The following is a 12708-nucleotide window of genomic DNA, read 5'->3' as shown; positions in this document are numbered from 1 at the left end:
CGGATGCCCGACACTGGATGCATGAGTCTGCTCGGGCCTGTCGAAGTGCGCGCGCTCGCGGAGAAGCTGAACCTCAGGCCGACGAAGAAGCTGGGGCAGAACTTCGTGATCGACGGCGGCACCGTCCGCCGGATCGTCCGCCTCTCTGAGGTCACCCCTGACGACGTGGCCCTCGAAGTCGGGCCGGGGCTCGGCTCGCTGACGCTCGCGTTGCTCCCCGAGGTGGCGCGCGTCGTGGCCGTGGAGATCGACCCGGTGCTGGCCGCCCAGCTGCCGCTGACCGTGGCCGAGCGCGCCCCCGATTTGGCGGACCGGCTGACGGTGCTGCGCGCGGACGCCCTGCGAACCGGGCCGGACGATCTCGGGGCCGCCCCCACCGTGCTCGTGGCCAACCTGCCGTACAACGTGTCGGTGCCGGTCGTGCTCCACCTGCTGGAGGTGCTGCCGTCGCTGCGCCGGGGGCTGGTGATGGTGCAGGCCGAGGTGGCCGACCGGCTGGCCGCCGCCCCCGGTTCCAGGGTGTACGGCGTGCCGTCGGTGAAGGCCGCCTGGTATGCCGACGTCCGCCGGGCCGGTCCGGTCGGGCGCAACGTCTTCTGGCCCGCGCCGAACGTCGACTCGGGGCTGGTCTCCTTCGTCCGCCGTGATCCGCCCGCGACGACCGCGAGCCGCGAGGAGGTGTTCGCCGCGATCGACGCGGCCTTCGCCCAGCGTCGCAAGACGCTCCGCGCCGCGCTCGCGTCCTGGGCCGGTACGCCCGCGGCGGCGGAGGAGGCGCTGGTCCGGGCGGGCATCGACCCGTCGGCCCGGGGGGAGCGGCTCGGCATCGAAGACTTCGCCCGCATCGCCGAGCACCGCCGGGCCGCCGCGCCGTCCTCCCGCTGAGCCGACGATCCACGCGCGGGGGCCAGCCGCGCGCGCCCGGGAACTACTCCGCGGCGGTCCAGTCCGCGCGGCGCCCCAGGAAGCCGAGCAGGGTCTCCACTTCGCCGGCCTGGGGTGCGGGGTCCAGGGCCGGGGCGTACGCGCCGTACGCCCGCAGCGGCTCCACGATGGCGATCGCGACCGTCCTGAGGGATCGGGCGGCATCCTCCGACAGCGGCGAGGGCTGCCCGGTGGCCACCGCGATGTCCCAGGCGTGGACGGCCGCGTCCATCGCGCACGCCCCGGAGGCGAGCCACGCCGGCAGCACGCCCTGGGGAAGCGGCGTGGGCACCTGCTCGTCCTCGTCGCCCACCTCTGCCCAGGCCGCGGCGGAGGTCTCCAGGATCCGCGCAAGGTAGGCGAGCGGGTCGCCGTCGATGTGGCCCGACGGGGAGAACGGGTCCTCAGACGGCCACGCACCCCCGGTGACCGCAGCGGTGAACGCCGCCTGGTCGCCGGCGGCGTGCTGCAGCACCTGGGTGACCGACCACTTCTCACACGGGGTGGGCAGGTCCCATCCGTCCACACCGATCCCTGCCACGACGCGGCGCAGCCCCTCGTGGGCTCCGTCCAGCAACGCCCGCCAGTTCGCCACGGTGTTCTCGCTCATGGTCCGGCCCCTCTCGTCGGTCTCTGGTGGCATCAGATTGCGGAACGGAATGTTCCGTTCTCTACGTTCACTCTAGCAGAACGGAACAATCCGTTCCACTGTTAATCTGGACGACATGACGCAGACCGAGACCACGGATGCGGGCGGCCCTCCGGCCCGCCGGGGACGCGCCGCGCGTAACGACTCACTCATCCTCGACGCCGCGCGGGAAGTGTTCCTGCGGGATCCGACGGCTCCCGTCGCGGCCGTGGCGGAACGGGCGGGGGTCGGCATGAGCGCTCTCTACCGCCGGTACGCGAGCAAGGAGGACCTGCTCCGCCGCCTGTGCCACGACGGACTGCGCCGCTTCGTCGCCGAAGCGGAGGCGGCGGACGCGGAGCCGGACGGATGGACCGCGTTCACCCGGTTTCTGGGGCGAATCGTCGAGGCCGACGTGCACTCGCTGACTGTCCACCTCGCCGGCACGTTCACCTCGACCCCCGAGATGAGGCAGGACGCCGAGAGGGCCGGTGCTCTCAGCGCGTCGCTGGTCGAGCGCGCGGCCGCGACCGGACGCCTCCGGCGGGACATCGTCGCCGACGACGTGGGCCTGCTCCTCGAAGCGTGCGCGGCGATCCGTGTCCCCGACCCAGGCCGCACCAGGGAACTGCGCAGGCGCCACCTCGCGATGCTGCTCGACGGCATGGCCGCCCCCGGCGCGGGATCCCTTCCTGGCCCGCCTCCGGCTCCCGGGGAGCTCAACTGGCGTTGGCGCCGTTCCGAGGGGAACGCCTGACGCGCACCGGCCGGCGCGAAGGTGCGGGCGGGGTCCCGGGCCCCGTTAGGCTCGGGTCCCATGGCTGGAGTTGAGCGACGAGCCGCCGGAGCGCCCGCGGGGGGGCCGGTGATGGGTGGCGTCACCGTACGGGTCCCCGCGAAGGTCAACCTCCAGCTCGCGGTGGGGCCCCTCCGCGACGACGGCTACCACGACCTGGTGAACGTCTTTCACGCCGTCTCGCTGTTCGACGAGGTCACCGCCGCCGAGCCCGATCGCGCGGGAGCGGCGGACCGGCCGGTCCGGGTGCGGGTCGAGGGGGAGTGGGCCGCCGATGTGCCGGCGAGTGACGACAACCTCGCCGTCCGCGCGGCGGCGGCGCTGGCCGCACGGGCCGGCCGTTCCTACCGGGCAGACCTGCTGATCCGCAAGACGATCCCGGTGGCCGGAGGCATGGCCGGCGGCAGCGCCGACGCCGCGGCCGCGCTCGTCGCCTGCAACGAGCTGTGGGGGCTCGGCCTGCCGCTGCCCGATCTGATGGAGATCGGCGCCGACATCGGCAGCGACGTGCCGTTCGCGCTGCTCGGCGGCACGGCGGTCGGCACCGGCCGGGGAGAGCGGCTCACCGCGCTGGAGACGTCCGGGGTCTTCCACTGGGTGTTCGCGCTGGCGGACGGCGGTCTGTCCACCCCCCGGGTGTACGGCGAGTGCGACCGCCTCCGGGCGGAGGCCGGGGCTGCCGTGCCGTGGCCGCGGGTGAGTGAGCCCCTGCTGGCGGCGCTCCGGGAGGGAGACGCCCCGGCCCTCGGCCGTACGCTCTCGAACGATCTGCAACCTGCGGCGCTCGCGCTGCGTCCCTCGCTGGCCGCGACGCTGCGCGTGGGGCGCGACGCCGGGGCGCTTGGCGCCATCGTCTCCGGCTCGGGGCCGACCTGCGCGTTCCTCGCCGAGTCGGCCGAGCACGCCGGCGCGCTGGCCGCCGGGCTGAAGGACGCGGAGGGGTGCCGGGGGGCCGTCACCGCGTTCGGGCCCGTCCCGGGGGCGGCACCGGCCGGATAGGCTTTACGCGCGATGAACCTGGTCAATCTGGAGTCGGTCTCCCACGCCTTCGGGCCCAAGCCGCTGCTCACGAACGTCTCCCTCGGTCTGGAGCAGGGGGACAGGATCGGGGTGGTCGGCCGCAACGGCGGTGGGAAGACCACCCTCGTCTCGATCATCGCGGGCGAGCTGAAACCCGACGGCGGGCGCGTCACCCACAACCGGGGGCTGCGGGTGGGTGTGCTGTCCCAGCGGGACGACTTCGCCCCCGAGGCCGCCGTACGCGACCTGGTGCTGGACGGCAGGGCCGAGCACGAGTGGGCCGGAGACGCCGGGATCCGGGAGATCCTGGCCAATCTCCTCGGCGACATCGACCTGTCGTCTCCCGCCGGTGCGCTGTCCGGAGGCGAGCGCCGCCGCACCGCGCTGGCGAAGCTGCTGATCGGCGAGCACGACCTGATCATCCTGGACGAGCCGACGAACCACCTCGACATCGAGGCCATCGCCTGGCTCGCCGGGCACCTGGCCCAGCGCAGGTCGGCCCTGCTCGTCGTCACCCACGACCGCTGGTTCCTCGACGCCGTCTCCACCCGCACCTGGGAGGTCGTCGACGGCGCGGTCGAGCGTTACGAGGGCGGGTACGCCGCTTATGTCCTCGCCAAGGCCGAGAGGGCCAGGATCGCGCAGGCCGCGGAGGAACGCCGGCAGAACCTGATGCGCAAGGAGATCGCCTGGCTGCGGCGTGGCCCGCCGGCCCGCACTTCCAAGCCGAAGTTCCGGATCAACGCCGCCGAGGCGCTGATCGCCAACGAGCCGCCGGCGCGGGAGACGGTCGAGTTGCTCGGGTTCGCCTCGGCCCGGCTCGGCAAGACGGTCTTCGACCTGGAGGACGTGACCGTTCACGCGGGCGGGCCGGGCGCCGGGCCGCTCGTGCTCGACCACTGCACCTTCCAGTTCGGGCCCGGTGACCGTATCGGCCTGATCGGGGTCAACGGTTCCGGCAAGTCGTCGGTGCTGCGCCTGCTGTCCGGCACGGTCGGCGCCGACTCCGGCAAGCTCGTGCGCGGCAGGACGGTGCGGCTCGCCCATCTCTCCCAGGAGCTCGGCGAGCTCGACCCCACCCGCCGGGTGCTGGAGACGGTGGAGGAGATCCGCAAGTACGTCCAGGTGGGGAAGAAGGAGTGGTCGGCGTCCCAGCTGCTCGAACGCCTCGGCTTCCGGGGTGAGGCGCAGTGGAAGGTCGTCGGCGACCTGTCCGGTGGAGAGCGCCGGCGACTGCAGTTCCTCAGGCTGATCATGGACGAGCCGAACGTGCTGCTGCTCGACGAGCCGACCAACGACCTCGACATCGAGACCCTGACCGAGCTGGAGGACCTGCTCGACGGGTGGCCGGGCACGCTCGTGGTCGTCAGCCACGACCGCTACTTCCTGGAACGGGTCGCCGACCGTTGTGTCGCGCTGCTCGGCGACGGCAAGCTCTCCATGTTGCCGGGCGGGGTCGACGAGTATCTGGACCGCCGGGCCGCCGGCGCCGCCCTGTCGGCCCGAGCCGCCGCTGCCTCTTCGTCTTCCTCGTCGTCTTCGTCCGCTGCGGTTCCGGCATCGTCTGGTTCTGAGGGTGGCGCGGGTGCGTCCGGTGGGAATGGCCCGTCCGCCAAGGAACTGCGGGAGCTGCAGAAGGAGCTCAACCGCCTGGAGCGGCAGATCGAGCGGTTCGGCGAGCGCGAGGCCAAGCTGCACGCCCAGATGGCCGAGGCCGCGAGCGACTTCGAACGCCTGGCCACGCTGGACGGGGAGCTGCGGGAGATCGCGTCCCAGAAGGAGTCGGCCGAGCTCGAATGGATGACTCTGGCCGAACGCCTGGAGTCCTAGAAGCTGTGATTCCCGGGGCGCCGTCTTCCTGATAGCGTCCCTGGGCCGGTGTTTCTGGGCCCCGGTGTTCCTGGGCTGGCGTGTTCCTGGGCCCTGTGTTCCTGGTTCCCTCACTGGAACTTCACGCCCGACCCCGGCATTTCACGCACCTGTCCGGGACGGCTCCGATCCTGTACGGCTGCGATCCTGTACGGCCGCGATCCTGTACGGCCAGAAGGCGCGGCCCGCGCTCTTCCGCCGCCTCCGCCGAAGACACGGCTCCAGGGTTTTCCACAGCCAGGACGGCCCCCCGGAAAATGTCGGTGACGGTCGGTAGTGTGTCGAACACGCGATCGGACTGGCGGTGGGGAGGGGGTGTTCCAGTGTCGGCGGTTCGTGACTCTGGAGCCGGCAGCGCTGATGGCGCTGGTGCCGTCAGAGTCAGCGGCTCCGGTGACGTTGACGGCGTCGCGGTGTCCGCGGGCCTCGGTGCGGGGCGAGATGACGCCTCTTCTGGACCGGCTGGCCGTGTTCCGGTGGATGGAGTGCCAGTGGGCGTGCCAGTGGGCGTGCCAGTGGGCGTGCCGGTGGGCGGGGTCCCGCCGCTGCTTGCGGGGACGTGTCTGGATCCTCGCTTTTCCTCTCGTGGGCGGCCGGCGGGCCAGTTGGGCGACGGGGCGGAGCGGGCGGTGAGCACGTCGGTGCCGGAGCTTGACCCTTCGGGCGGCGCTTTGAGCGGTGCTTCGGGTGGCGGTGCCGATGCCCCTGCGGGCTGCGCGGGCGGTGGCGCGGACGGTGGCGTGGGCGGCTTTGTCGGCGACGCTGCCGGTGAGTCGGCCAGCGCTGCGGCCGGTGGCACGGGTGGTGACATGGCCGGTGACATGGCCGGTGATGTGGACGGTGATGTGGCCGGTGATGTGGACGTCGTGCTGGAGTTGGCCGCTCGGATGGCGTGTAGGCAACGGCAAGACGGTGCGGCGGTGTGTTTGCCGTCGGTTGAGAAGCTGATTCAAGCGATAGATCTGTTGAGTTCGGTGTTCGTGGCGCAGTTGCATCAGGTGCATGTCACCGGTGAGGCCAAGGCGTATGGGCATGCCTCCACCGCTTCATGGCTGCGCTCTGGCAGATCGAGCATCCCTGATCTGAGCATTCCTGGTCCGAGCATGCCCGCACCGGCTGCGTCTCCGCTGGACGCTCCCGCGCCGGGCACGCCTGCACGGGGTGCCGCTGCGGCTGAGGCGGCGGAGGTCGGCGCTGGGGTGCCGGGCGTTCCCGGGCCGCCGACAGGTGCGGCGGAGGTGGGCGCCGAGACGCCCGGAACGCCGGGGACGCCGGGAGTGCCTGGCGTGCAGGGGGTGCCTGGCGTGCAGGGGGTGCCGGTGGTGGTGCGGCGTGGTCCGGGGATGACGGGTGCGCAGGCGGCGCGGTGGTTGCGGATTTCCGGTGAGGTAGCGCGTCTTCCTCTGGTGAAGGGCCGCTACGCGGATGGTTCCCTGTCCGGCGGAGCGGTGGACGCCATCACGACGGTGACGGCGAAGCTGACCGACGCGCAGGCGGCGGAGGCCGAGCCGATCCTGGTGCAGTTGTCCGACAGCGCGTCGTGTGCGGAGGTGGCCAAGGCAGGCCGGTACATCCGGGAGATCCTGGACCCCGGCGCGCTGGTCGAGGAGTGTGAGGACGATTACGCGTCCCGGTTCCTGCTGGTCCGCCCGTCCAGCACCGGCGGGATGGAGGGGGAGTTCCGCCTACCGCGGGAGGCGGCGGCCCGGTTGCGGGCGTTCTTGACCTCTTACGCCCGCCCGAAGGACAAGGACGACGACCGGCCGCTACGGGTCCGGCAGGCAGACGCCTTCTCGGCCCTGCTGAGCGAGAAGGTCTCCACCGAACTCGTCGTCATGGTCCGCGCCGAGTCCATCCCCGACGACATCCTCGCACCCACCGGCACGCAGAGCCCCGGTCCGGACACGTCACCGGGTGCAAGCGGCATGCCCGGCATGGCAGGTGGGCGCGCTGGCGAGGCAAGTGGCGTGGTCGGCGCGGGCCGAGACGGTCCAAGCGACGAGGCCGCTCCCCCCGAGGCCGCTCCCCCCGAGGGCGCTCCCCCCGAGGGCGCTCCCCCCGAGGACGCCCGCGAGCAGGCGGGTCGTGGCGACGCGCGTCCCAACCGTGCCGCAGAGCCCGACCATGGTGCGGGTTCTGACGATGCCGAGAGGCGGGCTGACGCGTGTCGCACCTGCGGTCACGCTCCGGACCGGCTTGCTCCCGGGCTGCTCGTCGCCACCGGGCAGTTGCTGCCGGTCAGCGACGTCCACCGCCTGGCGCGGACGTCACGGTTGACCCGGCTGGTGATGGACGCCAAGGGTCAGGTTCTGGACATGGGGCGTTCGGTGCGGCTGGCCACCCCGGCTCAGCGCAAAGCCCTGCTCGCGCAGTACGCCACCTGCTACTGCCAGGGCTGCCCCATCCCGGCCGACATGGCGGAGGTCGACCACGTCCACGGCTGGATCGACGACGGCGTCACCAACCTCGACCTGCTCGCCCCCGCCTGCACCTTCCACAACCGCGACAAATTCTCCCACCCTGACCGCTACACCATTCGCCGCAACCCCAACGGCACCTGGACCCTCCTCCACCACCCCAATCGCCGCAGGTATGAACCCGGATTCCGGGGCCGTGGCCCTTCGCACTCCAAGGGCGTGTCACCTCCGACATAGCCTCTCCACGGGCCCTCGACGGCCGCTTCGCGTCACGGCCAGAGCTACCGTGCCCCCGTCGGCGCGGTAGCTGGGCTGCTCGCGTCTGAGCGCGGGTATCGGCGGCGCCGGGGCCGACCACGAGCCGGGGCAGGCCATGAGTTGCGACTGGCCACGAGTTGCGACTGGCCATGAGCTGTGGCATCGGCCCGGCCGAGTGGTGCGCCGGCGTGTCCGTTGGCGCGGTTCCCTGGTGGTCTGCGGGGCGCTCGGCTGCCAGGGCTCGGTTTCGACCTCCAGCTGCTGGGCCCCCGTGCCTCCCACTTGCCGGGCCTCCCAGCTACGGGGCCCAGCTGCCGGGGCCCTCAACCCCTGACCCACGGATGGCGCGCCAGGGATAGTTGGCCCGCGGTCGGGCGGGCTCTCATTCGGTGGGGCTGGGGGGCTTTGGGGGTCGCCGGCTCCATGGGCAGAGCCCCTCAAGCGGTACGGCGGGGTGCCCCAGACCCGCATTGGAGGGCATCTCAGACGTCGCCGGGTGCCCTTACGGTTTCGTCCGTGGAGTGTGACCTTCGTCACATTGAAATCGAATGCGGATCGTCACACTCCGTGAAGATCGTTGCACCGTTCCCTTTGGGATCAGGGGAAACACAGCGGACGTTCAGGAACGGTTCGGCGGCGGCGGCGAGGTGCGGTGAGGGGCCTGGCAGAACTAAACCGGGGATAAGCAGCAATCCCCCTGATTTCTCGTATAACTTTCTGGCTGTTCCTTTACTGACGGATGGGGCGCAAGTGACGCCTCACGACAGACCAGGGAGAAAACCTTGAAGCGCATCCTCGCCCTCGGCGGGATCTCGGCGGGCCTGCTCGCCGCCGCCGTCGTCGCCACGCCCGCTCACGCTGACTCCGACACCAAGGCCGTGCCCCTGGCCAGCACCAACATGGCTGCCCGTGAGGTCGCGTCGTTCTGGTACGGACAGGCCAAGGCGAACCTGATCAACGCGACGCCGTACAACGTGGAGACCCAGGTCGCCGCGAAGCACGTGTCGACGGGTGGCGCGGCTCCGGACAGCAAGCCCGGCATCGTGCCCGCGATCGGCGACGAGAAGAAGAGCACCTCGACGTCGAAGAACGTGAACCTGCCCAAGACCACGGGCAAGGTGTTCTTCGTCGGCGCGGACCACAAGCCGCACTGGTGCACCGCCACCTCCGTGCAGTCCACGTACCACAACCTGGTTGCCACCGCTGGCCACTGTGTGTACGACACCGAGTCGAACAAGGCCACGCTGGACCGCTGGGTCTTCGTCCCGGGCTACTACCAGGGCAAGACCCCGTGGGGCATCTACGTTGGTAAGACCGCCTACACGCACTACGACTACGACGTCTACGAGGACGGCGACCGCGACTACGCGTTCGTGACGGTCTACAACGGCGTCCTGCCGACCAGCGCGTCGGGCGGTTACTCCCAGGTCTTCGAGACCGAGGCTGAGGCCAAGGCCGAGCAGGCGAAGATCGAGAGCAGCCCGTCCACGGTCGGGTCGCACCTCTCGATCATGCCCATCGAGACCAACGACCTCGTGCCGTTCGGTACCCCGGGCTCGAAGAAGGTCGCCACGACCTTCAAGGACCTGGGTGGCGCCCTCAACGGCGGCAACCTTGCGATGCACAAGGTCGGCTTCGACCAGACCGAGATCTCGAAGTACGCTCCGGAGATCGCCAACAAGCCGCTGCCCTACGTCACGCAGGACGGCAAGACCCGCTACGACAAGAAGTTCGGCGACGACCGCCACGTCTGGAAGCAGACCAACGCGTGGAAGAACGTCGACCTCGACTACAAGCTGAGCGGGCCGGCCTTCCAGATCGGTCTGAAGGACGTGGGTCGCCTCGGTGACAACGTCGGTGGTCAGGGTCTGGCCTACAACCAGAAGATCGGCAGCTCGGTCTTCGTGTTCGGCTACCCGAGCGGGTCGCACCCGGACGGCAACCACGCCTACACCGGCAAGACCCTCAAGTGGTCGTACGGCAAGACCTTCAAGGCCTCGTCCTCCGCGATGAAGGCCGAGGAGCTCGTGGGCGTGAAGTCCTCCTTCACCGGTGAGGGCTCCATCGGTTCCTCGTGGCTGCTGCAGTACAAGTCCTCGCGTCGTCTCGGCTACCTGAACGGCGTGACCATCGGTGTCTCCGACACCGACAAGAACGGCCGCATCGACACCAGCGTCTCCCCGTACTTCGACGGTGAGACCTACGGCGTCTACAGCGCGGCGAAGGCCAACTGGTCCGGCAAGATCGTCTGATCTTTCTTGACCTGACGGAAGGGCTCGGCCTCTTGGCCGGGCCCTTTTCGTTGTTTGTGGGACAGCTCGTTTGTGGGACAGACCGCCGATCGTGACCCGTGTGGAGCCTCCAGGCCGGCGATCTCGTCGACGCGCGACCCGGGCGGCGGGTGGGCTGTCCGGGCCCGGGCGCAGGCGGGGAGCCATCTGCCGACGTGCGATGTGTGAATCGAGCAGCACGGGAGGCCGTCGACCGCTCTGGCCGCCGCTACGTGAGCGGCATGCACGTCGAGACCGATGAGTACCAGAGCCCACAGGGATCACTGCGACTACCACTGCGACCGCCACTAGGACTATTACGACCACTGCGGCAGCCGTAGCGGTAGCGGGGAGCGGTGGCTGGGACGTGCGGGGCCGGGAAGGTGGTCACTCACCAGCAGTCCCAAGCACACGGAAGACGCAGGAAGCACCGAAGGCACTGACGACAGCCCGCGACCGACAGCCCGCGACACGCCGGGATCCAAGATCCCGCACGTCCGGGACGCCGAGACACCCGGACACTCACGATGCCAAAGATTTCGCACGCCCGGGACACCCAAGACGCCGGGACGCCCGGGACGGGGGAGAGCGCCCGAGACGCGAAAGGGCCCGGCTGGATGCCGGGCCCTTCCGTGAATCAGGTGCTACGAGCGGTCAGATCAGACGATCTTCCCGGACCAGAGCGACGCGGCCGACTTGTAGACGCCGTAGGTCTCGCCGTCGAAGTACGGGGAGACGCTGGTGTCGATGCGGCCGTTCTTGTCGGTGTCGGAGACACCGATGGTCACGCCGTTCAGGTAGCCGAGACGACGCGAGGTCTTGTACTGCAGCAGCCACGAGGAACCGATGGAGCCCTCACCGGTGAAGGAGGACTTCACGCCCACGAGTTCCTCGGCCTTGATCGCGGAGGACGAGGCCTTGAAGGTCTTGCCGTACGACCACTTGAGGGTCTTGCCGGTGTAGGCGTGGTTGCCGTCCGGGTGCGACCCGCTCGGGTAGCCGAACACGAAGACCGAGCTGCCGATCTTCTGGTTGTAGGCCAGACCCTGACCACCGACGTTGTCACCGAGGCGACCCACGTCCTTCAGACCGATACCGAAGACCTTGCCGCTGACCTTGTAGTCGACGTCGTAGTTGCCCCAGAAGGTCCGCTTGAAGTACTTGTACGCGGGCCCCTGGTTGGGGATGCTCTCGACGGTCGGCGTCGCGGTGGGCGAGGCGCTGGCGGTGGGCGAGGCGCTCGCACTCGGGCTCGGGCTCGCGACCGGGGCAGGCTGGTTCTCGACCTTCGTCCGGAAGTAGAGCGTCTGGGTCTTGGCGTCGTAGTACGAGTCGCGGTTCGAGCGGTACACGAACGCCGGGATCTCGCGGGTGTCGACGCCGGTCCGCGCGTCGAACGGGCCGTCGCCCTTCGGGTCCTTGCCGAAGTTGGCCTTGCTGAAGTCCCAGAGCGAGATCTGGAACTTCTTCGACTCGGGGGTGCCCACCGGGACGAGACGCCTGCCGGGGACGGGGGTGATCTCGACCTTCGACCAGACCGTCGTCTTGTCGTGCTCGAGGCGGAACTTGTCACGCCACGCCTGCGACTTGGTCTGCCACACCTTCTCGTAGGTGTCGACGCCCGCGCTGGTCGGCAGGACGCCGTTGTAGACGGTCACGAACGCGTAGTCGCGGTCGCCGTCCTCGTAGACGTCGTAGTCGTAGTGCGTGAACGCCGTCTTACCGACGTAGATGCCCCACGGGGTCTTGCCCTGGTAGTAGCCGGGGACGAAGACCCACTTGTCGAGGGTCTCGCGGTTGCTCTCCGTGTCGTACACGCAGTGTCCCGCGGTCGCCACGAGGTTGTGGTACTGCGACTGCACAGAGGTGGCGGTGCACCAGTGCGGACGGCCGTCGCCGCCGATGAAGAACACCTTGCCCGAGGTCTTGGGCAGGTTGACGTTCTTCGACGTCGAGGTGCTCTTCTTCTCGTCGCCGATCGCCGGCACGGTACCCGGCTTGGTGCTGGCCGCCGGGCCGCCTCCGGACACGTGCTTGGCGTTCACCTTGGTCTCGACGTCGTACGGCGTCGCGTTGACCAGGTTGGCCATGTGCTCGGAGAACCAGAAGCTGGCCACCTGCTTCGCCGCGAAGGGCGTGTTGGCCAGGGCCACGGAGTGGATGGAGTCAGAGGCGTGAGCGGGGGTGGCGACCACCGCGGAGGCCAGGAGGCCGGCCGCGATACCGCCCAGAGCGAGCGAGCGCTTCAACAGGATCTCCCTGGTCTGTCGTGAGGCGTCACTTGCGCCTCAAGCGTCAGTAAAGGAACGTGAAGCAAGTTATCTGAGAAAAACCTTGGAAAGTAGGAGAATCCTGAGCGTTCTGGGGCAGACGGCTGTGAACCTGTGAGTGTGCCTCTGGCCTGGTCCCGGTGTTCTCCCTGATCAACACCACTCGCCGGCGGGGCGCCGTGACAGCGGGTAAGGGACCGTTTTCTCTCCTGTGTGAGCCGAATCACAACGGGAGACCGAAACCGGAAGCGGCCGT

General features: G+C 69.8%; 8 protein-coding genes. 6 read left to right on the top strand and 2 right to left on the bottom strand.

Translation table 11 applies throughout. From position 1 onward, the window contains the following. The first annotated feature begins 21 nt into the window (after nucleotides 1-21). The gene (rsmA, locus tag JOL79_RS16285) at nucleotides 22-885 is read left to right on the top strand and encodes a 16S rRNA (adenine(1518)-N(6)/adenine(1519)-N(6))-dimethyltransferase RsmA (protein ID WP_230984902.1); all 864 of its coding nucleotides are present in this window, start codon (nucleotides 22-24) and stop codon (nucleotides 883-885) included. A 43-nt stretch (nucleotides 886-928) separates the two neighbouring features. Here the strand turns inward: rsmA and JOL79_RS16280 are convergent, their stop codons facing one another. After that, nucleotides 929-1534 (bottom strand): TIGR03086 family metal-binding protein, encoded by a 606-nt coding sequence (locus JOL79_RS16280; protein ID WP_210156668.1) that lies wholly within the window; start codon nucleotides 1532-1534, stop codon nucleotides 929-931. Nucleotides 1535-1649: 115 nt separating this feature from the next. Here JOL79_RS16280 and JOL79_RS16275 point away from each other — a divergent pair, with 115 nt between their 5' ends. The 5 genes from JOL79_RS16275 (at nucleotide 1650) to JOL79_RS34025 (ending at nucleotide 10164) form a co-directional block, all read left to right on the top strand. After that, nucleotides 1650-2309: a TetR/AcrR family transcriptional regulator gene (locus JOL79_RS16275; RefSeq protein WP_210156667.1), complete on the top strand. Its 660-nt coding sequence runs from the start codon at nucleotides 1650-1652 to the stop codon at nucleotides 2307-2309. Between the two features lie 60 nt (nucleotides 2310-2369). Continuing rightward, complete coding sequence (locus JOL79_RS16270) at nucleotides 2370-3347, top strand: 4-(cytidine 5'-diphospho)-2-C-methyl-D-erythritol kinase (protein WP_230984901.1); 978 nt, start codon at nucleotides 2370-2372, stop codon at nucleotides 3345-3347. 12 nt (nucleotides 3348-3359) lie between these two features. Further along, complete coding sequence (locus JOL79_RS16265) at nucleotides 3360-5198, top strand: ABC-F family ATP-binding cassette domain-containing protein (RefSeq protein ID WP_210156666.1); 1839 nt, start codon at nucleotides 3360-3362, stop codon at nucleotides 5196-5198. A 1325-nt stretch (nucleotides 5199-6523) separates the two neighbouring features. After that, nucleotides 6524-7891 (top strand): HNH endonuclease signature motif containing protein, encoded by a 1368-nt coding sequence (locus tag JOL79_RS16260; RefSeq protein WP_210156665.1) that lies wholly within the window; start codon nucleotides 6524-6526, stop codon nucleotides 7889-7891. An 803-nt stretch (nucleotides 7892-8694) separates the two neighbouring features. After that, a complete protein-coding gene (locus JOL79_RS34025) occupies nucleotides 8695-10164 on the top strand; it encodes a trypsin-like serine peptidase (RefSeq protein WP_230984900.1) in 1470 nt (489 codons plus the stop codon). A 677-nt stretch (nucleotides 10165-10841) separates the two neighbouring features. Here the strand turns inward: JOL79_RS34025 and JOL79_RS16250 are convergent. Continuing rightward, a complete protein-coding gene (locus JOL79_RS16250) occupies nucleotides 10842-12431 on the bottom strand; it encodes a trypsin-like serine peptidase (RefSeq protein ID WP_210156664.1) in 1590 nt (529 codons plus the stop codon). Between the last annotated feature and the right edge of the window lie 277 nt (nucleotides 12432-12708).

Origin of the sequence: Microbispora oryzae (assembly GCF_017896165.1) — a bacterium.
Lineage (GTDB): Bacteria > Actinomycetota > Actinomycetes > Streptosporangiales > Streptosporangiaceae > Microbispora > Microbispora oryzae.
Note: the sequence above shows the minus strand (reverse complement) of the source record. Positions and strands in the feature narration are given on the sequence as shown.